20 protein-coding genes and 1 pseudogene are annotated in these 22,286 nt (G+C 63.3%); 16 read left to right on the top strand and 5 right to left on the bottom strand.

The genetic code is table 11. The annotated features are described in order from the left end of the window. Window positions 1-114: 114 nt before the first annotated feature. From nrdR to AD663_RS24035, 12 genes are all read left to right on the top strand, one after another. Window positions 115-579 carry a transcriptional regulator NrdR gene (nrdR, locus tag AD663_RS24090; protein WP_013694316.1) on the top strand — a complete coding sequence of 155 codons (465 nt, stop codon included), beginning with the start codon at window positions 115-117 and terminating at the stop codon, window positions 577-579. Next, window positions 576-1,709: a bifunctional diaminohydroxyphosphoribosylaminopyrimidine deaminase/5-amino-6-(5-phosphoribosylamino)uracil reductase RibD gene (ribD, locus tag AD663_RS24085; protein WP_003185945.1), complete on the top strand. Its 1,134-nt coding sequence runs from the start codon at window positions 576-578 to the stop codon at window positions 1,707-1,709. Before nrdR ends, ribD begins: the two co-directional genes overlap by 4 nt. 46 nt (window positions 1,710-1,755) lie before the next feature. Beyond that, window positions 1,756-2,433, top strand: coding sequence for a riboflavin synthase (locus AD663_RS24080; RefSeq protein WP_003185942.1), 678 nt, complete (start codon window positions 1,756-1,758; stop codon window positions 2,431-2,433). A gap of 16 nt (window positions 2,434-2,449) precedes the next feature. Beyond that, a complete protein-coding gene (ribBA, locus tag AD663_RS24075) occupies window positions 2,450-3,541 on the top strand; it encodes a bifunctional 3,4-dihydroxy-2-butanone-4-phosphate synthase/GTP cyclohydrolase II (protein WP_003185940.1) in 1,092 nt (363 codons plus the stop codon). A gap of 91 nt (window positions 3,542-3,632) precedes the next feature. After that, on the top strand, window positions 3,633-4,109 hold the full coding sequence (ribE, locus tag AD663_RS24070) for a 6,7-dimethyl-8-ribityllumazine synthase (RefSeq protein WP_003185938.1): 477 nt from the start codon (window positions 3,633-3,635) through the stop codon (window positions 4,107-4,109). Beyond that, window positions 4,106-4,606 (top strand): transcription antitermination factor NusB, encoded by a 501-nt coding sequence (gene nusB, locus AD663_RS24065; RefSeq protein ID WP_003185935.1) that lies wholly within the window; start codon window positions 4,106-4,108, stop codon window positions 4,604-4,606. The genes ribE and nusB overlap by 4 nt, the downstream gene beginning before the upstream one ends. A gap of 18 nt (window positions 4,607-4,624) precedes the next feature. Further along, a complete protein-coding gene (thiL, locus tag AD663_RS24060; RefSeq protein ID WP_003185934.1) occupies window positions 4,625-5,590 on the top strand; it encodes a thiamine-phosphate kinase in 966 nt (321 codons plus the stop codon). Beyond that, window positions 5,587-6,090 carry a phosphatidylglycerophosphatase A gene (locus AD663_RS24055; RefSeq protein ID WP_003185932.1) on the top strand — a complete coding sequence of 168 codons (504 nt, stop codon included), beginning with the start codon at window positions 5,587-5,589 and terminating at the stop codon, window positions 6,088-6,090. The genes thiL and AD663_RS24055 overlap by 4 nt, the downstream gene beginning before the upstream one ends. An 11-nt stretch (window positions 6,091-6,101) precedes the next feature. Further along, window positions 6,102-6,860, top strand: a complete 759-nt coding sequence (locus AD663_RS24050; RefSeq protein WP_033046307.1) for an ABC transporter substrate-binding protein — start codon at window positions 6,102-6,104, stop codon at window positions 6,858-6,860. Window positions 6,861-6,969: 109 nt separating this feature from the next. Beyond that, window positions 6,970-7,587 carry a GTP cyclohydrolase II gene (gene ribA, locus AD663_RS24045; protein WP_003185928.1) on the top strand — a complete coding sequence of 206 codons (618 nt, stop codon included), beginning with the start codon at window positions 6,970-6,972 and terminating at the stop codon, window positions 7,585-7,587. Beyond that, complete coding sequence (locus tag AD663_RS24040; RefSeq protein ID WP_003185926.1) at window positions 7,584-8,003, top strand: hypothetical protein; 420 nt, start codon at window positions 7,584-7,586, stop codon at window positions 8,001-8,003. Before ribA ends, AD663_RS24040 begins: the two co-directional genes overlap by 4 nt. Beyond that, the gene (locus AD663_RS24035; protein ID WP_053214671.1) at window positions 8,003-8,800 is read left to right on the top strand and encodes a cobalamin-binding protein; all 798 of its coding nucleotides are present in this window, start codon (window positions 8,003-8,005) and stop codon (window positions 8,798-8,800) included. The genes AD663_RS24040 and AD663_RS24035 overlap by 1 nt, the downstream gene beginning before the upstream one ends. Window positions 8,801-8,917: 117 nt before the next feature. Here the strand turns inward: AD663_RS24035 and AD663_RS24030 are convergent, their stop codons facing one another. From AD663_RS24030 to AD663_RS24015, 5 genes and pseudogenes are all read right to left on the bottom strand, one after another. Beyond that, window positions 8,918-10,798 carry a TonB-dependent receptor domain-containing protein gene (locus AD663_RS24030; protein WP_053214670.1) on the bottom strand — a complete coding sequence of 627 codons (1,881 nt, stop codon included), beginning with the start codon at window positions 10,796-10,798 and terminating at the stop codon, window positions 8,918-8,920. 37 nt (window positions 10,799-10,835) lie between these two features. Continuing rightward, window positions 10,836-10,946 (bottom strand): annotated as a pseudogene (locus AD663_RS29720) (DUF4381 domain-containing protein); the annotation flags it as partial. Next, entirely contained in the window at window positions 10,946-12,844 is a 1,899-nt protein-coding gene (dxs, locus tag AD663_RS24025) for a 1-deoxy-D-xylulose-5-phosphate synthase (RefSeq protein WP_053214669.1), read from the bottom strand. The pseudogene AD663_RS29720 and the gene dxs, both read right to left, overlap by 1 nt. A gap of 113 nt (window positions 12,845-12,957) precedes the next feature. Beyond that, on the bottom strand, window positions 12,958-13,845 hold the full coding sequence (gene ispA / locus AD663_RS24020; RefSeq protein ID WP_003185919.1) for a (2E,6E)-farnesyl diphosphate synthase: 888 nt from the start codon (window positions 13,843-13,845) through the stop codon (window positions 12,958-12,960). Further along, window positions 13,842-14,084 (bottom strand): exodeoxyribonuclease VII small subunit, encoded by a 243-nt coding sequence (locus AD663_RS24015; RefSeq protein ID WP_003185917.1) that lies wholly within the window; start codon window positions 14,082-14,084, stop codon window positions 13,842-13,844. The genes ispA and AD663_RS24015 overlap by 4 nt, the downstream gene beginning before the upstream one ends. 459 nt (window positions 14,085-14,543) lie before the next feature. Here AD663_RS24015 and AD663_RS24010 point away from each other — a divergent pair, with 459 nt between their 5' ends. From AD663_RS24010 to AD663_RS23995, 4 genes are read left to right on the top strand one after another with little or no spacing between them, the layout of a single operon-like run. Next, on the top strand, window positions 14,544-15,332 hold the full coding sequence (locus AD663_RS24010) for a YfaP family protein (RefSeq protein ID WP_003185915.1): 789 nt from the start codon (window positions 14,544-14,546) through the stop codon (window positions 15,330-15,332). Between the two features lie 35 nt (window positions 15,333-15,367). Next, window positions 15,368-17,077: a DUF2138 domain-containing protein gene (locus tag AD663_RS24005; protein ID WP_003185912.1), complete on the top strand. Its 1,710-nt coding sequence runs from the start codon at window positions 15,368-15,370 to the stop codon at window positions 17,075-17,077. A 32-nt stretch (window positions 17,078-17,109) separates the two neighbouring features. Further along, on the top strand, window positions 17,110-17,721 hold the full coding sequence (locus tag AD663_RS24000; RefSeq protein WP_225970886.1) for a DUF1175 domain-containing protein: 612 nt from the start codon (window positions 17,110-17,112) through the stop codon (window positions 17,719-17,721). Beyond that, window positions 17,718-22,286, top strand: coding sequence for an alpha-2-macroglobulin (locus AD663_RS23995; RefSeq protein WP_003185908.1), 4,569 nt, complete (start codon window positions 17,718-17,720; stop codon window positions 22,284-22,286). Before AD663_RS24000 ends, AD663_RS23995 begins: the two co-directional genes overlap by 4 nt.

The following is a 22,286-nucleotide window of genomic DNA, read 5'->3' as shown; positions in this document are numbered from 1 at the left end:
AAGGTAAATTCCATGGATCTGACGGTAAGCCCGTCTGTATACCGTAAACCCTATGGCTTGTCTTGCCAGTGGGATGCGCTACCATGGCCCTCCCTTTTTTTGTTGCCTGCCACCATGCACTGTCCCTTCTGCGGTGCCAACGACACCAAGGTCATCGACTCGCGACTGGTCGCCGAGGGCGAACAAGTCCGCCGCCGGCGCGAATGCCTGGCCTGCGGCGAGCGTTTCACGACGTTCGAGACCGCCGAACTGGTGTTGCCGCGCCTGATCAAAACCGACGGCAGCCGCCAGCCGTTCGACGAAGAAAAACTGCGCGCCGGCATGCAGCGCGCCCTGGAAAAACGCCCGGTGAGCGTCGAGCGCCTGGAGGCGGCACTGGTGCACATCAAGCACAAGCTGCGGGCGACCGGCGAACGCGAGGTCAAATCCCTGGTGGTCGGAGAGCTGGTGATGGCCGAGCTGCAGAAGCTCGATGAAGTCGCCTACATCCGTTTCGCTTCGGTGTACCGGCGCTTCCAGGACCTGAACGAATTTCGCGAAGAAATCGACCGCCTGGCCCGCGAACCGGTGAAAGAATGACCGTTTCGGCGCAACAGGCCATCCTCGATGCTCACTACATGGCCCGCGCCCTGGAGTTGGCGCGGCGCGGTCACTACACCACCCACCCCAATCCCCGGGTCGGCTGCGTGATCGTGCGTGACGGCGAGGTGGTGGGTGAAGGCTGGCACATCCGCGCCGGCGAGCCCCATGCCGAAGTCCATGCCTTGCGCGCCGCCGGCGTGAAGGCCCGGGGCGCCACCGCCTACGTAACCCTTGAGCCTTGCAGCCACCACGGGCGCACGCCGCCGTGTGCCGATGCGCTGGTCAATGCTGGCGTGGCGCGAGTGGTGGCAGCGATGCAGGACCCGAACCCGGAAGTTGCCGGGCGCGGCCTGCAGCGGCTGGCCCAGGCCGGCATTGCCACTGAAAGTGGCGTGCTGGAAGGCGAAGCGCGCAAGCTCAATGAAGGTTTTCTCAAACGCATGGAACACGGCCTGCCGTTCGTGCGGGTCAAGCTCGCCATGAGCCTGGATGGCCGTACCGCCATGGAAAGCGGCGAAAGCCAGTGGATCACCGGCCCCGCCGCACGTTCGGCGGTGCAACGCTTGCGGGCCCAGGCCAGTGTGGTGCTGACCGGCGCCGATACGGTGCTGGCGGACAACGCCCGGCTGACCGTACGCGCCGATGAACTCGGGCTGGATGCCGAGCAGACCGCGCTGATCATGAGTCGTCCGCCGCTGCGGGTGCTGGTGGACGGTCGCCTGCGGGTGCCGCTGGATGCGCCGTTCTTCAAGGCTGGCCCGGCGCTGGTCGCCACGTGCATGGCGGTGGAAGAACAATACGCCAACGGTCCCGAATGCATGATCGTGGCAGGCGATGACGGTCAGGTCGATCTGCGTCGGCTGCTGGTGGCGTTGGCTGCCCGGGATGTCAATGAAGTGCTGGTGGAAGCCGGTCCGCGCCTGGCGGGGGCTTTCGCCCGGCAAGGGCTGGTGGACGAATTCCAGATTTTCATCGCCGGCAAGTTCCTTGGCTCTTCGGCGCGACCGTTGCTGGATTGGCCGCTGGCGCAGATGAAAGACGCCCCGGAACTGAAAATCACCGAAATCCGCGCCGTGGGCGATGACTGGCGAGTCATCGCCGTTCCCGTTCCGCTGGCGAGCGTATAATTCCCGGCTTTCGCGCAAGCGGCGGTCCGTTCTCGAGGAGGACTCCATGTTTACCGGCATCATCGAATCCATCGGCAGCATCCGTGCACTCACCCCCAAGGGCGGCGATGTACGGGTCCACGTCGAAACCGGCAAGCTCGACCTGAGCGACGTCAAGCTGGGCGACAGCATCGCGGTCAATGGCGTGTGCCTGACTGCCGTCGAACTGCCGGGCAACGGTTTCCTGGCGGACGTCAGCCGCGAAACCCTCGACTGCACCGCCATGAACGATCTCAAGAGCGGCAGCCCGGTCAACCTGGAAAAAGCCCTGACCCCCACCACGCGGTTGGGCGGGCACTTGGTCAGTGGCCATGTCGACGGTGTCGGCGAAGTGGTCTCGCGCAGCGATAACGCCCGAGCCGTGGAGTTTCGTATTCGCGCGCCGAAGGAACTGGCCAAGTACATCGCCCATAAAGGCTCGATCACCGTCGATGGCACCAGCCTGACGGTCAACGCCGTGGACGGGGCCGAGTTCCTGCTGACGATCATTCCCCACACCCTGAGCGAAACCATCATGGCTTCGTACCAGCCCGGCCGCCGGGTCAACCTGGAAGTCGACTTGCTTGCCCGTTACCTGGAGCGCCTGCTGTTGGGAGACAAGGCCGCAGAGTCTGACCCTTCACAAAAGCGGGCCGGTAACATCACTGAAAGTTTTCTGGCCGCCAACGGCTACCTCAAATCCTGACCCAAGGGGGTGCCGCGTGGCGCTCAATAGCATCGAAGAACTGGTTGAAGACATCCGCCAAGGCAAGATGGTCATCCTCATGGATGACGAAGACCGCGAGAACGAAGGCGACCTGATCATGGCCGCCGAATGCTGCAAGGCCGAACACATCAACTTCATGGCCAAGCACGCCCGTGGCCTGATCTGCATGCCGATGACCCGCGAGCGCTGCGAGCTGCTGAAGCTGCCACTGATGGCGCCGCGCAACGGTTCCGGGTTCGGCACCAAGTTCACCGTGTCCATCGAGGCCGCCGAGGGCGTCACCACGGGTATCTCCGCCGCTGACCGCGCGCGCACCGTACAGGCGGCTGCCGCGAAGGACGCCAAGGCTGAAGACATCGTCAGCCCCGGCCACATCTTCCCGCTGATGGCCCAGGCTGGCGGCACCCTGGCTCGCGCCGGCCACACCGAGGCGGCTTGCGACCTGGCGCGCATGGCCGGTTTCGAGCCAAGCGGCGTGATTTGCGAAGTGATGAACGACGACGGCACCATGTCCCGTCGCGCTGAGTTGGAAACCTTCGCCGCCGAACACAACATCAAGATCGGCACCATCGCCGACCTGATCCACTACCGGATGATCCACGAACGTACCGTTCAGCGGATTGCCGAGCAGCCGCTGGACAGCGAACTGGGCCAGTTCAATCTGGTGACCTACCGCGATTCGGTGGAAGGCGACGTGCACATGGCCCTGACCCTGGGTACCGTTTGCGCCGAAGAACCGACCCTGGTGCGCGTGCACAACATGGACCCGCTGCGCGACCTGCTGATGGTCAAGCAGCCCGGCCGCTGGAGCCTGCGGGCCGCCATGGTCGCGGTGGCCGAGGCTGGCAGCGGCGTGGTTTTGCTGCTCGGCCACCCGCTCGATGGCGACGTGTTGCTGGCGCATATCCGTGAAACCGCCGACCAGGCCGCCGTGAAAAAACCGACCACCTACAGCATTGTCGGTGCGGGCTCGCAGATCCTGCGGGACCTGGGCGTGCGGAAAATGCGCCTGATGAGCGCACCGATGAAATTTAATGCGATATCCGGTTTCGATCTGGAAGTTGTAGAATACGTGCCCTCCGAATAATTGCCCGGGATTTTCCGGCCCTGTATTCGTGGCTAATATCACTGTAGGAGCGCGTATAGAACGCGCTCTGGCTCTTTAAGAGATCTGACGAATGACCCTGAAGACCATCGAAGGTACCTTCATCGCCCCCAAAGGCCGCTACGCTCTGGTAGTGGGCCGTTTCAACAGCTTCGTGGTTGAGAGCCTGGTCAGCGGTGCGGTCGATGCCCTGGTTCGCCATGGCGTGAGCGAAAGCGACATCACCATCATCCGTGCGCCTGGCGCCTTCGAAATTCCGCTGGTTGCGCAGAAAGTCGCTCAAAAGGGCGAATATGCGGCGATCATCGCCTTGGGTGCGGTCATTCGTGGCGGTACTCCGCACTTCGAATACGTGGCCGGCGAATGCACCAAGGGCCTGGCCCAGGTCTCCATGGAATTCGGCGTGCCGGTCGCTTTCGGCGTGCTGACCGTTGATTCCATCGAGCAAGCCATCGAACGTTCCGGCACCAAGGCCGGTAACAAAGGTGCCGAAGCTGCCCTGTCCGCCCTGGAAATGGTCAGCCTGCTGGCGCAGTTGGAGGCCAAGTGATTAGCGACGAAAGCGATCGTTTCAACCCGCGCGATCCCAAGCCAGCCGATGCCGGCAAGCCTTCGAAAAGCGTCAAGCGTCGCGAAGCCCGTCAGCTCGCGACCCAGGCGCTGTATCAATGGCACATGGCCAAGCAATCGCTGAACGAGATCGAAGCGCAATTTCGGGTCGACAACGATTTCAGTGATGTCGATGGGGCGTATTTCCGCGAGATCCTGCACGGGGTTCCGCAGTTCAAGACCGAAATCGACACCGCGCTCACGCCTTGCCTGGACCTGACCATCGAAGAGCTGGACCCGGTCGAATTGGCGGTCCTGCGTCTTTCCACCTGGGAACTGCTCAAGCGCGTCGACGTGCCGTACCGCGTGGTAATCAACGAAGGGATCGAGCTGGCGAAAGTCTTCGGTTCCACCGATGGCCACAAGTTCGTCAACGGCGTGCTCGACAAACTGGCCCCGCGCCTGCGTGAAGCTGAAGTGAAGGCGTTCAAGCGCTGATCGGCGCTTGTTATCCCAATGGGTGAGTTTGAGCTGATCCGCAACTACTTCGCTGCCGCGCCGTGTGCGCAGGGCGGCGAGGGCGTTGCACTGGGAATTGGCGACGACTGTGCCTTGCTGGCCGTTCCCGTTGGGGAACAGCTGGCGGTGTCCACCGACACGCTGGTGGCGGGTGTGCATTTTCCAGACCCGTGCGACCCGTTTCTGCTCGGCCAGCGCTCGCTGGCCGTGGCGGTCAGTGACCTGGCCGCCATGGGGGCCAGCCCTTTGGCCTTTACCCTTGCCCTGACCTTGCCGACGGTGACCGCCGATTGGCTGCAAGCCTATGCCCGTGGTTTGAACCAGATGGCCCAGGCCTGTGGCGTGACGCTGGTGGGAGGGGACACCACGCGCGGGCCGCTGAGTCTGACTTTGACCGTATTCGGCCGCGTGCCGTCCGGCCAGGCCTTGACCCGTAGCGGTGCGCAGCCCGGCGATGTGCTGTGCGTCGGCGGCGAACTGGGTAATGCCGCCGGTGCGTTGCCGCTGGTGCTGGGCGAGCGTAACGCCGAACCCGCCATCGCCGAGCCCTTGCTGGCCCATTACTGGTCACCCCGGCCACAACTTGACCTGGGCCTGGCGTTGCGGGGCAAAGCCACAGCGGCGATGGATATCTCCGATGGCCTGCTGGCCGATTGCGGACATATCGCCCAGGCCTCCGGTGTGGCGATAAAGGTTGAACGGGACCGGCTACCGCTGTCCAACGCTTTACTGACGTTCCTGGGCCGGCCGGGCGCACAGCATGCCGCCCTGAGCGGCGGTGACGATTATGTGTTGTTATTCGCCATGCCGCCGACCCGGCTGTCAGTGTTGCAGGCCGAAGGCTGGCCAATCCACATGATCGGCAACGTACTGGCCGGGCACGGCGTCACGCTGGTCGACAGCGTCGGGCGCGGCATCACCCCGCAAGTACGGGGTTATCAACATTTTCGGGAGACACCGTGACAGATCATCCCAATCAGGTCCCGGCGGAATTCGTTCCGCCCTCGGTCTGGCGCAATCCCTGGCATTTCATGGCCTTCGGCTTCGGCTCGGGCACCTTGCCTAAAGCACCGGGTACCTGGGGTTCGCTGGTTGCGCTACCCTTCATACCGTTGTGGCAGATGTTGCCAGATTGGGGCTATTGGCTGATGCTGGGCATCACCATGCTGTTCGGCTTCTGGCTGTGCGGCAAAGTGGCGGATGACCTGCGGGTGCACGACCATGAAGGTATCGTCTGGGACGAGATGGTCGGCATGTGGATCACCCTGTGGCTGGTGCCGGAAGGCTGGTACTGGCTATTGGCGGGCTTTCTGGTGTTCCGCTTCTTCGATATCCTCAAGCCATGGCCGATCCGCTGGATCGACCGGCATGTGCACGGAGGTGTGGGCATCATGCTCGATGATGTATTGGCCGGGGTCTTCGCCTGGCTGGCAATGCAAGGATTGGTGTGGTGTTTCACCTGAGGGAACCAGGCATGGGCGTAAGCCGCGCACTACTGTTATTGCTATGTCTCGGGGGCTACCTTGGCGCCGGAGTGGCTGAGTCGGCGCCGCTGCCGACCAAGATTCGCGCGGCCAGCGAGGAGTGGGCCGACTACACCCAGGCTGATGGCAAGGGCATGGCGTGGGACATCCTGCGCGAGGTGTTCGAACCAGAAGGCGTCAAGCTGGAGACCCGCAGCGTGCCGTATACCCGCTCGATCGGGCTGGTACAGCGCGGGGAGGTCGACGCGCAGGTGGGCGCCTATCGCGATGAGACCGAGGGGCTGATCTACCCTAAATGGCACTACGACGTCGACCATATCTATGCCCTGGGGCTGGCGTCCAAGCCATCGCCGACCTTGGCGACCATCGGCAATTATCGGCTGGTATGGATGCGCGGCTACGAATACAACAGCTACCTGCCCAATATCCGGCGCTTCAATGAAATCCACCGTGCCGTGGGCATCCTGCCGATGCTGGCCCATGACCGCGCCGATTTTTATATCGATGCGTTGATGGAAATCCAGCAAGTGCTCGCCAAGGCGGACAATCCCCAGCAATACAAGCTCTCGCCGCTGATCAACCTGCCCCTCTACCTGGGCTTCGCCAACACCGAGAGTGGGCGTGCGTTGAGCGAGCTGTTTGACAAGCGCATGGCCGATCTGGTGAAAACCGGGCAGTTGAAACCGATTTTCGAACGCTGGAAGCAACCCTATCCCTTCGACGAAGACGGCAAGCCACCCAAGCCCTGATCAAACTTTTCGATGGTTATGGCCGACAATTCAGCCTAAGCGCCGGTCGGGTCGTGCTGTTACAATGCCCGCCTCTGCGAATCTCCAGTACTAGATCAGGAGCACACCGGTGCCTGTCGTTTTTGTTGCCGCTTCCAAGCTGCCAACGCCGTTTGCGCAATTCACCATGCATGGTTTTCTCGATGAAGCCACCGGCCGCGAGCACGTTGTGCTGAGCCTGGGTGATTTCGCCGACGGTACCCCGGTGCTCGGCCGCCTGCACTCCGAGTGCCTGACGGGCGATGCCCTGTTCAGCCAGCGTTGCGATTGCGGTTCCCAGCTCGAGGCCGCGCTGCAGGCCATCGCCCGCGAGGGCCGTGGCGTGCTGCTGTACCTGCGCCAGGAAGGTCGCGGTATTGGCCTGTTGAACAAGATCCGCGCCTACGAGCTGCAGGACGGCGGCGCCGACACCGTGGAAGCCAATGAACGCCTCGGCTTCGCTGCCGACCTGCGTGACTACAGCATCTGCTTGCCCATGCTGGAACATCTGGGCGTGAAATCCTTGCGCTTGATGACCAACAACCCGCGCAAGGTCAAGGCACTGACCGACATGGGCATCGTCGTCGCCGAGCGTGTACCGCTGCACACCGGCCATAACCCGCACAACAAACTCTACCTGGCGACCAAGGCCAGCAAGCTCGACCACATGATGGGCAACGAGCACCAGGGCGAGGTCGACCGGGCGTGACGCGCAGTCAGGTCCGGCGGCGGCTGTCCGTCAGTTGGTGGCAATACCTGGCGCTGGCCTTGCTGCCGCTGTTCGTGATCAACGCGGTGTTCGGCCAGGGCGAAGCGATTTTGCCGGTGCTGGCGATGCCGCTGTTCATCGCGGGCGTGGCGTCGATGTTTGTCAGCCTGCGCTTCTTCGGGCCTTACAAACATGCCTTGGTCGCCACCCAGAAAGCCCTCGACACACCGGAAGAACCCCAGGCCTGGATTGCCCTGGCGGCCCGCCGTCGCGCTGCCTTCCTGGCCGCCGGCCTGCCTGCCTGGGTCGGTGCGCTGGCGGTGTTCGTCGGCCTCGAAGCGGTACCGTTGATGCTGCTGGCGTTGTCCACCGCTGTGTTGTTCTACCTCTATCGTATCCCGCGACAGCTCGGCTGATGGGGCGCTGGCTGGCGCTCCTGCTGCTGGCCGTCAGTGCCTCGACGGTGGCGGCGCCTCGGGTTGTCAGCCTGGCGCCGTCACTCTCTGAAATCGTCGTTGAGCTGGACTCCGCCGATCTGCTCGTTGGCGTGCTGGATGGCGGTGAGCGTCCATCGGCGCTGAAGGATCTGCCTTCGGTCGGGCGTTATGGGCAACTGGACATGGAGCGTCTGCTCAGTCTCCGGCCCGATCTGCTCCTGCTCTGGCCCGGCAGTATCGGCCCGGCCCAGCGTGAGCAGCTCAAGGGCCTGCATATCCCGGTTTATATCGCCGAGCCCCACGGCCTCGATCAACTCATCCAGCAAATCGAAGAAATTGCCGCGCAGCTCGGCCGTCCTGAGCGCGGTGTGCAGCGGGCGGCGCAGTTGCGCGAGCGTCTTGAGGCGTTGCGTCAACGTTATCGGCGTGACACACCGGTGCCGGTGTTCTATCAAGTCTGGGACCGACCGCTGTACACCGTCGGGGGCGGGCAGATCATCAGTGATGCATTGGCCGTATGCGGCGCCCGTAGCGTCTTCGCCGACCTGAGCCTGCCGGCACCGCAAGTGAGCGTGGAGTCGGTGTTGCAGCGTAATCCGCAAGTCATCCTGGCGACAGACCAGGCCCAACTCGACGCTTGGAAAGCCTGGCCGCAGTTGGCCGCGGTGGCGCAGGGGCGGTTGTTGCTGGTCAATAACAAGGGGCTTGAGCGACCCAGTGGCCAGATGATCGAGGCAACGGCGGGGTTGTGCGGGCTGATCGCGCCAGATCGATAGACCGCAGTGACTGCTTCGCGAGCAAGCCCGCTCCCACAGAGGATCGGTCCACCACAGATGACCTGTGGGAGCGGGCTTGCCCGCGAAGAGGCCAGTTCTTGCACCACAAACTCCAGATCAGAGCGACGGCGTCCAAGTCACCCCGAACAACCAGCACCGCCCCTCTTCCCGATAGCCATACTGCGCGCCGTCATGGCTGTACAACGCCCGGCTATAACCCTTGTCCAGCAGGTTATCGACCTTCATCTCCAGCTTCACTTCCCGCGTCAGTGCCCAACTGCTGCGCAACCCGAGCAAGGCGTAGCCGCCCAGGGCGTTGCGGTTGTTCTCGTCGTCGTAGCTGCCGCTCACCGCTTGCCAGGTGGCGCCCAGGCCCAGTCGGTCGAATTGTCGGTCCAGGTCCAGGCTCATGGTCCGGCGCGCGCGGCGGGCGAGGGTGTGGCCGCTGTCGCGATCCCGAGGGTCGATGATGGCCAGGCCCAGGTTGCTCTGCCAGCCGAACAGATCCTGCATCAGGGCCGCTTCGAACCCGTTGATCCGCGCCGAGGCGACGTTTTGCGGGCGCGAGTTGCTGCCAAAGATGATCGCGTCTTCCAGGTCGGTGCGATACAACGAGGCTTCCAGGCGGGCGTTACCGCTCAGTTGGCTGCGCCATTGCAGCTCGTAGCTCTTGGCGGTCTCGGGGCTGAGATCAGGGTTGCTGTAGTCCGGGTAATACAGATCATTGAAGGTTGGTGCGCGAAAGCTTTCGCTGTAGGTCAGCAACAGGTCGTTGGCCGGGTTCACCGGTAGCGTAAACGTGCCGCTCCAGCTGTTCTGGCCGCCAAATTGCTGGTTCTGGTCGCGACGCAAGCCCAGTTCGGTGGAGAACGTTTCGGCCCGGAAGCGGTGCTGGATAAACGCCGCACGGTTCCAGCGGCTGTCTTCGTCGAACGGCGTGCTGCTGTTGACCCTGTCCTGATACCAGTCGCCGCCGACGATCAGGCTGTTGCGCTCGTCCAGGGTGACGTCGTTCTGCCAGGTCAGCGAATCGCGATAAGTGTTGAACACTTCGCGCACGTCACTGAGCTTGTCGAAGGTTTTTTCGCGGTTCTCGCTGTGGCCCAGTTCAAGACGGGATTTCCAGGCGTCGTTGATTCGTCCGTCCACGTAACTGCTGAAACTGCTCACCGCAAACTCGCTGTAGGGCTGCTGGGGCAGTGATTCGAAGGTGGTCGGGTCGAAGCGGCCGAATGGGTTGTCGAACTCGTTTTTGCCGCGGTTATCCAACACGTTCATGCCGACTTCCAGCTCATCGTTGACGATGTGGCTCAGGCTCAGGCTGAAGGAGCGGTTGCGATTGGCATCGTCGTCGCGGTCGCTGGCGTAGGATTCGTGGGTGCGGTTGGTTCCGTGGGAATCATCCAGGCTGGCGCCAAGGTTGAAGCGCGTCTGCTCGTCGCCGCCGGACAGGCCGAGGCTGCGCTCCCAGCTCTGGTGGCTGCCGAAGCCCAGGTGCAGGCGCGGTTGCAGGCCTTGTTCATTGCCGCGTCGCGTGAAAATCTGAATCACACCGCCCACCGCGTCGGCGCCGTAGATCACCGAGCGTGAACCGCGCAGCACTTCCACCCGTTCGATCTGGTTGATGTTCAGGCGCTGCAGATTGCTGTCGCCGGAGGTGGCATTGCCGATGCGCTGGCCGTCCACCAGCACCAAGCTCTGGGCCGACTTGGTGCCGCGTATGTAAATCCCTGGCAGGCTGCCGCGTCCGCCCAGTGGCGCAACCTGAACGCCCGGCACGCGGCTGAGCAGGTCCGTGACGCTGGCCGGTTGCAAGCGCTCGATATCGTCGCGGGTGAACACGGTATTGGCGGCGCTGCTGTCGTTACGGGCTCCGACCTGGCGGTTGGCGCTGATGACCACGTCTGGGAGTGTCAAGGCGCGGTCGCGTTCGAAGGTGTCGGCCAGCAGTTCGGGGGTGGGCAGTAAGGAAAGGGTGAGGGCGAGGCGCAGTTTCATGGGTGTTCCGATCATGTGTGCTTCACGCTAACCAATGTGGGAGCGGGCTTGCTCGCGAAAGCGGTGTGTCAGTCGACTGCGATATTGACTGATTCACCGCTTTCGCGAGCAAGCCCGCTCCCACAGGTTTCTGGTGTTGTTTGAAAATTACCGGCCCAACACCTGCAACCGCTGGCGCACCGCTGCTTCGATCCCGGCCTCATCCAGCCCGCATTCAGCCAGCATCTGCGCAGGCTTGGCGTGTTCGACGTAGATATCCGGCAGGCCCAGGTGCAGCACCGACTTGAGGATGTTTTCCCGAGCCAGGAATTCGCTGACCGCCGCGCCGGCGCCGCCCATGATGGCGTTTTCCTCGATGGTCACCAGCAGCTCATGGCCGTCGGCCATCTCGCGCAGCAGGGCTTCGTCCAGGGGTTTGACGAAGCGCATGTCCACCACAGAGGCGTCCAGGGTTTCGGCGACTTTCAAGGCCTCGGCCAGTTGCACGCCAAACACCAGCAGGGCGGTTTGCTTGCCCTGGCGGCGGATCACGCCCTTGCCGATCTCGATCGGTTCGAGGTCGGGCTCTATGGTCGCATTCGGGCCGGTGCCCCGTGGGTAGCGCACCGCCGCTGGGCCGTTGAACAGGTGGCCGGTGGTGAGCATCTTGCGCAGCTCGTTTTCGTCGCTCGGCGTCATGACCAGCATGCCGGGAATGCAGCGCAGGAACGACAGGTCGAAACTCCCGGCATGGGTCGGGCCGTCTTCGCCCACCAGGCCGGCGCGGTCGATGGCGAACAGCACGTCGAGGTTCTGCACCGCGACGTCATGAATCAACTGATCGTAGCCGCGCTGGAGGAAGGTCGAATAGATCGCCACCACCGGTTTTGCACCTTCGCAGGCCATGCCGGCGGCGAGGGTCACGGCGTGCTGCTCGGCAATCGCCACGTCGAAGTAGCGCTGCGGATAACGTTCGCTGAAGGCCACCAGGTCCGAGCCTTCCTTCATCGCCGGGGTGATGCCCACCAGGCGCGGGTCGGCGGCGGCCATGTCGCACAGCCATTGGCCGAAGACGCCGGAATATTTCGGGCCGCCGGCCTTTTTCGGCGCGCTGGCCGGAGCATCCAGGGGCTCGAGCTTGGTGATGGCGTGGTAGCCGATCGGGTCGACTTCGGCCGGGGCGAACCCCTTGCCTTTCTTGGTGACCACGTGCAGGAACTGCGGGCCCTTGAGGTCGCGCATGTTGCGCAGGGTGGCGATCAGCGTGGGCAGGTCATGGCCGTCGATCGGGCCGATATAGTTCCAGCCCAGTTCCTCGAACAGCGTGCCGGGGACCAGCATGCCCTTGGCGTATTCTTCGGTGCGCCGGGCGATTTCCCAGGCGCCGGGCAAGCGCGAAAGGACCTTCTTGCTGCCTTCGCGCATGCTGGCGTAGGTGCGGCTGGAAAGGATCTTCGCCAGGTAATTGGACAGTCCGCCGACGTTGCGCGAGATCGACATGTCGTTATCGTTGAGGATCACCAGCATGTTGGCGTCGACTTCCGGCGCATGGTTCAGCGCCTCGAAGGCCATGCCTGCGGTCAGTGCGCCGTCGCCGATCACGGCAATGGCCTTGCGCTCGCTGTTTTGCAGGCGAGCGGCAATCGCCATGCCCAGGGCGGCGCTGATGGAGGTGCTGGAATGGCCGACGCCGAAGGTGTCGTATTCGCTCTCGGAACGGCGCGGGAACGCAGCCACGCCGCCCTTCTGGCGCAGCGTGCCCATCTGTTCGCGGCGGCCGGTGAGGATCTTGTGCGGATAGGCCTGGTGCCCGACGTCCCACACCAGCCGGTCATCCGGGGTGTCGAACACGTAGTGCAACGCGATCGTCAGCTCGATGACGCCCAGGCCGGCACCGAAGTGCCCGCCGGTCTGGCCTACTGTGTAGAGCAGTTCCAGGCGCAGCTCATCGGCCAGGGTTTCCAGCTCGGCTTCACCCAACCGACGCAGGCCGTCCGGCGTGTTGGCGCGGTCCAGCAGGGGCGTGGTCGGGCGGTTGCGGGGAATCTCTTGAAACGTCGTGGGCATCAGGCGAATCGTTATAGGTATAGAAAGAGGCGGCAGTTTACCTTATGCATCGCAAGCTGCCCACGCGTTGGCCGGAACTTGGCCGATACGCTGTCTGAAGGGTTGACCCCGTATCAACTGCGTCGTTCGACGATATAGCGTGCCAGGTCGCGCAACGGCTCGGCCGCCGCGTCAAAGGGTCGCAGTACCGCGAGCGCTTGGTCACGCAACTCCAGGGCGTAGGCCTTGGCCGCGTCGAGGCCGAGCAGGGCCGGGTAGGTCGGCTTGTCGCGGGCGATGTCGGCGCCCTGGCGCTTGCCCAGGGTCTGGGTATCGCTTTCCACGTCGAGGATGTCGTCCTGCACCTGGAACGCCAGGCCGATGGCCCGGGCGTAGGTTTGCAAGGCTTGCAGCTGTTCGGGCGTGGCCCGGCCGCTGGCCAGGGCGCCGAGTTTGACGCTGGCTTCGATCAGGGCGCCGGTCTTGTGCCGATGCATGTATTCCAGGGCGCTCTGATCCAGCTTCAGGCCTACCGAACCGAGGTCGATGGCTTGGCCACCGACCATCCCGGCGGGGCCGGCCGCCAGCGCCAGGGCACTGACCATCTCCAGGCGGATCTGCACCGGGCAATCGCTCAGGGCCGGATCCAGCAGCGCGCTGAAGGCCAGGCTCTGCAAGCCATCGCCGGCGAGGATCGCGCAGGCTTCGTCGAATTTTTTATGGGTGGTGGGCTGGCCGCGACGCAGATCGTCGTCGTCCATGGCCGGCAAGTCATCGTGGACCAGCGAATACGCGTGGATCAGCTCCACCGCGCAGGCTGCACCGTTGGCCTGTTCAGGCTGGCTGCCCAGGGCTTCGCACGCGGCATAGGCGAGCAGCGGGCGCACACGCTTGCCGCCGTTCATCACGCTGTAGCGCATGGCTTCGTACAGGCGCGAAAGCTCAGGGCTCGGGGCGGTGAACAACGTATCCAGCGCAGCATTGACCCGGGCCTGACTGCTGGCCTGATACGCGCCGATCATTCAGGCTGTTCCGCGTCGAAAGGTTCTTCGGTCAGCTCGCCATCACGTTCGAGCAACAATTGCACCTTCTGTTCGGCCTGGGCCAGCGCCGCCTGACAGTCGCGAGTCAAGCCGATGCCTTGCTCGAAGGCGGTCAGCGAGTCTTCCAGCGACAATTCGCCGTTCTCCAGCCGTTCGACCAGCGTTTGCAGGTCGGCCAGGGATTGTTCGAAGTCCAGTGCAGCTTTTTTGCGGGCCATGGCGGCTATTCCGGTTGACTGTTAAACCGGCGCGACACTAGCAGACATGGGGTTTTGGGGCAAATCAGGACGGGGTAAACGCCTGCCATGATTCATTGCTTTTGTGGCGAGGGAGCTTGCTCCCGCTCGAGCGCGCAGCGGTCGCAAATGCTTGGGGCCTGCTTCGCAGTCCAGCGGGAGCAAGCTCCCTCGCCACGGTATTGCGTCAGAAGTGACGTCAGTTTCCGTATTCGGCTCATTTGGTGAGCCGAATAAATCCTCTATTCGGCTCACGGCACCCTCAGTACGTGATTTCCCACACAGAATCGCGTGTTCCCCGATTGTTAATAACCCGCCGAATCGCTAACCTTCGCGCCATCTACGGCTCCCTTGCGACGGGGCCTTCAGACGAAACCCGAATAATGACAAGCAGCGCTGAGGATTGGCGCCGGGTTGCGTCGTGCATGGCAGGAGGCATACGTGCGTTTTCTTTCATTATTGATCGTGCTGTTGGGCGCGCCGCTGGCCTGGGCGCAGCCTTCGGCCGAGCTTTCGGAGCCGGTCGGCGGGTGGCGCTACAGCGGCTTGCTCGACCGCACGGAAAACCCACAGGTTGCCTACCCCACGCCGCCCATCGACCGCGGCGTGCAGCGCAACCGCACGATGATCGAAGGCCGCCTCAAGGACATCGGCACCGCCCGCGGTCCCCACAGCCTGGCGGTCAACGGCAATCCACTGAATCTCTACACCGACGACGAGGGGCGTTTCGCCCGGCCGTATGCGTTCGGTGCCGGCTCCAACAGCGTCGAAGTGCGCAGCTCCGAGGGTCAATCCCTCAAGCGGGTGCAGTTCTATGAGGCCAACAGCCTGCGCACCCCGGCGCAGATTCGTGTGGTGCTGGGCTGGGACGACCCGAAGGCCGAACTGGACCTGCACATCATTACGCCCGACGGCCAGCACGCCTTCTTCGGCCAGCCTGCATTGACCAACGGCGGTGGCCTCGATCCCGATGGCGTCGATGGGCCCGGCCCGGAAATGTTCACCATGACCGCGCCGATGCACGGCACGTACCTGGTCTACGTGAACTATTGGGGCAACTACGGCAGCGGCGGTTATAACTTCGAGGAAACCAGCAACGAGAACGAGGTGATCACCTCGCAGATCAACCTGGTGCTCAACGAAAACACCGTCAATGAAAAACGCGAGACCTTTGTCGTGCCCCTGCGCGCCATTGGCGATCTGTTGCTGGTCAAGACTTTCAACTACTAAGTATCCGCTCCACGGATGAACAGGCCCTAGTGAATATGAGCGACAACACTGCTTCCCCGACCACGCCGACACCTGTCGCCAAACCTGTTCGCCGCTGGCCGGCGCTGCTGATCGGGCTGTGCCTGGTGGTCGGTGTCGCCGCCGGGTTGGGCTGGTTCATGCTCAAGCCCAAGGCGCCGCCCATGGAGCTGGCGTTGGACAAGCTCGGCCTGAGTCGCCCCGACGGCCTGCTCGAGACCCATTCCCTGAGCCAGTTGCCCAAGGATCTGCTGGCGGTGCCGTTCCTCAAGGCCACCCTCACTGAAGACTTCGTCTTCTATTACGAGGCCCATGCCGATCGCCTCGGGTTGATCGGCAGCCTGCGCCGGATCATCTACGAGCATGACCTCAAGTTGCAGGACAGCCTGATCGAGGCGCTTTTCGATCAGCCGGCCGATGTGGCGCTGTGGCGCGGGGCCGACGGTCGCCTCAAGGATTTCCTGCTGGTGATGGATCGCGGCGGCCTGGCCAAGATGCTCGAACCGCTGGCGAAGGTCGCCCTGGACGACACGCAGTTGAGCAAGTTCACCGACCTGAAAGTCGGCGGCGATGACGTCGCGCTCTATCAACTGAGCTACAACGCCAGCAAATCCCTGCTCTTCGCGTCCCATGGCGACAAGCTGGTCGTGCTGTCCAACCCGACGAAGCTGTATGACCCGTCCGCCGGCCAAGCGGTTGAGCCGGGCAGTGTCTCGACCACCGCATTGGCCGCCTTGCTCAACGGCGACAAACTGTTTCCCGAAGCCTTCGGTCTGCCGCCCAAGGCGCCGGAGCTCAAGCAGCGCATTTCGGTCAACTCCAGCGTGCTCGCCATGGGTTACCAACGTTTCATCCCGAATTTCGCCGGGTTGCGCTTCGACATGGATGACAAGGGCTGGCACAGCTTCCTGGCCATGGACGAACTGGAAAACCAAGCGGATTTCGACTTCAAGCCGATCTGGCAGGCCATGCCCATGGGCGCCAGCGCTTGCGTTGCCTTGCCCCTGGCCGCCGAGCCGCAGAAACCGCTGTTGGTGAAACTCGGCGCCGATGAAAAAACCGCCCAGGCCATGGTCGACCATATGGCTGGCGCCGCCGGCCTGTGCTGGTACGCCGACTCGCGGTTGTACACGCCGCTGCTGGTGGCGAGCCTGAATGAAGACGATGGCAAGCTCGATGGCGACTTGGGCAGCCTGTTCGGTTCGATGGTGGGCGCCTACGAAAACAATGTCGCCGAGCACGCGTTCCCGGTCGTTGAGAAACAGCAAGGCCCGACGCACCAGTGGCTGCGTCAGGTCAGCTCCAACTTCGGCCCTTACCTGGCCAAGGAAGCGGAGCAACCCGACGCGATCACTGGCAAGGCATTCTTGCGCGTCAGCCTGGCGCGCCACGGTTCGACCTTGCTGTTCTCCCTCGATGACAAGCTGGTGGACAAGGCCCTCGGCACCCTCGACAAGCGCTTCCCGCCGATGGCCGACGTGGTGCCGAAGGATCTGCTGATGCCGATCTATTTCGGCCCGGATTCCATGGCGCAACTGATGCAGCGCGAGACCCTCGACAGCCTGCCCCAGGACATGGAGCCGGTGTTCTACAACGCCGCGCAAACCTACCTGATCCCGAAGCTGCGCACCCTCGGCGGCTACGGCAAGTACGCCCTGACCTTGCCGGCAGGCAGTGAGCCGGATGGCCACTGGCAGTGGCTGCCGCTGGAATGGAAAGCGCTGTGACAGGACTGATTCGCAGCGCCCGATGGCTGCTGATGCTGGCGTTGCTGCTGGGCAGGCCTGCGCTTGCCATCGAGGCGCCGTCACTGGACGTGGAGCAATCCCAGGTGTTTCGCGCCTGGTTCGTGCGCATTGCCCAGGAACAACTGAGCAAAGGCCCGAGCCCGCGCTGGTACCAACAGGATTGTGCCGGGCTGGTGCGCTTTGCTGCCAACGAAGCGCTGAAGATCCACGACGACAAGTGGCTGCGCAGCAATGGCCTGTCCAATCGCTACCTGCCGCCGGAATTGCCACTGAGCGATGCGCAACGGCGCCTCGCCCAGCAATGGCAGCAGGGCGGCGGCAAGGTCGGGCCCTACGTCAACGCCATCAAGCTGATCCAGTTCAACAGTCGCCTGGTGGGCCGCGATGTCGCCCAGGCCCGCCCCGGCGACCTGATGTTCTTCGACCAGGGCGACGACCAGCACCTGATGATCTGGATGGGTCGCTACATCGCCTATCACACCGGCACCACAACCCCTACCGACAACGGCATGCGCTCCGCAAGCCTGCAACAACTCATGAACTGGAAGGACACCCGATGGATACCCGACGCAGCCAACCCCAACTTCATCGGCGTCTATCGACTCAACTTTCTCTCCCAATGACCGGTGCCCGCATGCTGCGCTTGTGTTCAAAATTGCCACTGTTGTTTGCCCTGTTGCTGGCGCCTGTCGTCAACGCCGAAGACACCGTGGAGCCCAGCGGCTACACGCCAGTGGCCGGTGAAAGCTTCTTCCTGCTGGCCGACAGCAGCTTTGCCAGCGACGAGCAGGCCATGGTTCGCCTTGAAGCGCCGGGCCGCGATTACCGCCGGTTCCGCATGGAGCCCTACGGCGGCGCCGATATCCGCGTCTATCGCATCGACAAGCCACTGGATTTCCTCAAGCGCCAGAAAAACCTCCATCGTGTAGTCAGCGACGGCCAGTTCAAGGGTGAAGGCCTGTCGAACACCCTCGCGTACCTGTGGGACAACTGGTATCGCAAGTCCCGTCGGGTGATGCAGCGGGCGTTCTCCTACGAGTCCCGCCAACAGGTGACCGAGGAAGTGCCCGAGCTGAAGATCGGCGATGCCCTGGTGGCGCCGACCCCGTACGACGCGCCGGCACAATTTGCCTTGATCCCGGGTTTGCCGGTGGTCAGCCAGTTCCGTTATCCGCTGTGGCAGGCCAAGCCGATCCAGCCGCCGGCTGGCGTCAACCTGGCCGGTTCCTCCAGTGAATTCGTCAGTGTCGCGCCGGGCAACGTCTACGTGCCGCTGGGCCAGTTGAAACCGGGCCTGTACCTGGTGGAAGCACTGATCGGCAAATACCGCGCGACGACCATGGTCTTTGTCTCCAACACCGTGGCGGTGAGCAAGATTGCCGGCGACGAGTTGCTGGTCTGGGCCGCGCGCAAGCATGAAGGGCGTTCGGTGCCCAAGGTCAACGTGCTGTGGACCGACGGGCTGGGCGTGATGAGCAGCGGTGCCACCGATGAAGATGGCTTGCTGCGCCTCAAGCACGTCAGCCCGGAGCGTTCGTTCGTCATTGGCGAAGACGAGGAGGGCGGTGTATTCGTCTCCGAAAACTTCTACTACGACAGCGAAATCTACGACACCAAGCTTTTTGCCTTCACCGACCGTCCGCTGTATCGGCCGGGGGATTGGGTCTCGCTGAAGATCGTCGGGCGTGAATTCAAGAATGCCCGCGATTCGGTGCAACCGACCGCCGCCGACGTCAACGTCAGCGTGCTGGACGCCACCGGCACCGCGTTGCAGACCCTGTCCCTGAAGCTGGACTCCAAGGCCGGCACCCAAGGCCGTTTCCAACTGCCGGAAAACGCCGTGGCCGGCGGCTATGAACTGCGCTTCAGCTACAAGGACCAGCTCTACAGCAGCGCTTTCCGTGTGGCCGAATACATCAAGCCGCACTTCGAAATCGCCCTGAACCTGGCCAAGCAGGACTACCGCACCGGCGAGCCGGTCAAGGGCAATCTGGTGCTGCTGTACCCGGATGGCAAACCCGTGGTCAACGCTACGGTGAGCCTGAGCCTGCGGGCGCAGCAATTGTCGATGGTCGATAACGAGCTGCAATACCTGGGGCAATTCCCGGTCGAGCTGACCAGCAGCGAAGTGACCACCGATGCCAAGGGCAACGCGACCCTCGACCTGCCGGCCGCCGACAAACCAAGCCGTTATACCCTCACCGTGTTCGCCAGCGATGGCGCGGCGTACCGGGTCAAGACCACCAAGGAAATCCTCATCGACCGTGGCGCGGCGAATTTCCGCCTCGGCGCGCCCCAGCGTTTCAGCGCCGTCGGCCAGAAGGTAGCGTTCAGCTACGCCAACGAAGGCGGCAACGAACAAGCCAAAGCCGTGACGCCGGGCAGCTACGCGTGGGTGCGGCTGGAAGACCAGAGCACCGGCGAAGGCAAACTGGCGGCCAAGGATAAAGGCTTCAGCCTGACCTTCGACCGTCCCGGTACCTATAACCTGACGCTCAAGGACGACCACGGCCGGGTGATTGGCGCCGCCGCCCACGCGGTGACCGGCGAAGGCATCAAGGCCGTGCCCGGCACCGTCGAGATCGTCCTCGATAAAGCCGAATACAAGGCCGGCGACGAAGCGCTCGCCCTGATCACCTTTCCGGAGCCGATCAGCGATGCGTTGCTGTCATTGGAACGCGACAAGGTCGAGTCCACCGCGCTGCTGTCCAAGGGCGGCGACTGGCTGAAAATGGAGAGACTCAGCGACACCCAATATCGCGCGCGCATCCCGGTGAAAGATAACTTCGCGCCGAACCTGACCTTCTCGGTGCTGTACACCAAGGGTGGCCAATACAGCTTCCAGAACGCCGGCATCAAAGTGGTGACACCGCAGATCGATGTGGCCGTCGTCACCGACAAACCGACTTATCGGCCGGGCGACACGGTGACCGTGGACCTGAGCACCCAGTTCGCCGGCAAGGCGATTCCGGCGCACCTGACCGTCAGCGTCGTCGACGAAATGGTCTACGCCCTGCAACCGGAAGTGGCGCCGACCATCGACCAGTTCTTCTATCACCCGCGTCGCAACAACGTGCGCACCAGCGCCAGCCTGTCGTTCATCAGCTACGACGTGGCGTTACCAGGCAGCCCCGGCGCGCCGGGCAAGGCCAACCGCAGTGAACGCGGCGTCAAGGTCCTGGAGCGGCCTCGTCGCGAAGACGTGGACACCGCCGCATGGCAACCGGAGCTGGTCACCGACGCCAGCGGCAAGGCCCGCTTCACCTTCAAGATGCCGGACTCGTTGACCCGCTGGCGCATCACGGCCCGGGCCATTGCCGACGACGGTCAAGTGGGGCAGAAGAAGCAGTTCATCGCTTCGGAAAAACCGCTGTACCTGAAGTGGAGCGGCCCGACCCGCTTCCGTGCCGGCGACAAACCGCAACTGGGCCTGTTCGCGTTCAGCCAGTCTGAAAAACCGCTGAAGGCCGAGCTGTTGATCCGTTACGCCGGTGCCGAGCAACGGGTGGTGGCGGACCTGAAAAATGGCATCAATTATGTCGCGCTGCCGGCCCTTGAGCTGAGCAATGGCGACCTGACCGTGCAGCTGCAGTTGAACGGTGAAACCCAGGACGCCCTGGCCGTGCACTTGAACGCCAGCGGCAATGGCTGGCTGGTGACCCAGAGCCAGCGCATCGACGTGGCCGCCGGTGACACGCCGTTGACGCTGCCGGCTGACGCCAGCGATATCCGCCTGCGCCTGGACGACAGTCCGCAAGCGCTGTTCCGCTCCGCCCTGGATGATCTGTTGAGTTACCCCTACGGTGGCGTCGAGCAGACCGCCAGTCGCCTGCTGCCATTGAGCATCGCGTACCCGACCCTGGCGTCGAATTCGCAGTCCCGCGACCGTTTGCGGCTGATCATGCAGAACAGCCGCTTGCGCCTGGTGCAAATGGCCGGGCCATCGGCAAGCTTCACCTGGTGGGGCCAGGACGGTGAGCCGGATGCATTCCTCACTGCCTACGCCTATTACGCCGACTGGCACGCCAGCAAGGCCTTGGACCTGAGCCTGCCGCCGGAACACTGGCAGCGGGTGCTGGAGGTCTATGCCAAGCAGGCCGGTGATACGCCACTGTTGCAACGGGCGCTGATCCTGTCGTTCGCCAAGCAGATGCAGTTGCCGGTGAACACCTTGCTCAGCGGCCTGATGGACGAGCTGGCGAAAGCCAGTGAAGACAGCAGCGAAAGCGTGCTCGACAGCGGCGAAGACAGCCTGGTGATGAATGCACCGGATTCAGCCCTTGGCTTGGCCACCGCCCGCGTACTGACAGCTTCCCTCGCCAAACAGGCGAAAGTGCCGCTGCCGGCCGCTTTCAGTCGCCAGGCTGAGACCGCGCAACAGCAATTGAATGTCAGCTCGCAGCCGTTCGTCGAAGCCTTGCTCATGTCGTTGCAAACCTTCGATCAGGCCCGCGCCAGCGCCTTGCTGCAGCGTGTGCTGCCGCAACAATCGACCCTGGAACGGGCCCTGGCCTTGACCTGGCTGCAACGCAGCATCGAACAGGCTGCGCCGGCCGTGGCCCTGGCTCCGGGCGAAGGCTGGAAAGCCCAGCAAGGTCCTACCGGTGAAACCTACTGGCAGTGGCAGGGCGCGCAGTTGCCGACCCAACTGACCCTCAACGGCGCCCAGGAACGCCCACTGCAGGCTGCATTGAGCTTCCAGAGCCAACAGCCATCCGTGGTCTCGATACCGGTGACTATTACCCGTCGCCTGTCGCGCCTGGTGCCAGGCGAAGATGCCTTCACCTTCAAGCTCGAAGCCGTGGGCAACAAACCGTTGTCCAGCGACAGCCTTTACCTGGATGAAGTGATCATCAACAGCAAGGCGCCGACGCCGATGCGCTACGGCATGCTTGAAGTGCCGCTGCCACCGGGCGCGGATGTGGAGCGCACCACCTGGGGTATCCAGTTGATGGGCAAAGCCGACAGCGAGCCGACGTCCCTGGAAAAGGCTCGTTTCGAGCCGGGCCAGATGGCCTATGCGGTGCCGGTCGATGCCCTCAGTGGCGAGCTGCGCCTGCGTCACCTGGTGCGCTTCTCCCAGAAGGGCCAGTTCACCTTGCCGCCGGCGCGTTTCACCCAGGTCTACGCTCCGCAGAACCAGGCGCGGGAACAGAAACCGGCACTTGGTCAGGTCACGGTCAACTGA

The sequence above is a fragment of the Pseudomonas sp. Q12-87 genome (assembly GCF_001269755.1).
GTDB lineage: Bacteria > Pseudomonadota > Gammaproteobacteria > Pseudomonadales > Pseudomonadaceae > Aquipseudomonas > Aquipseudomonas fluorescens_S.
This window is presented reverse-complemented; position numbering and strand designations above follow the sequence as displayed.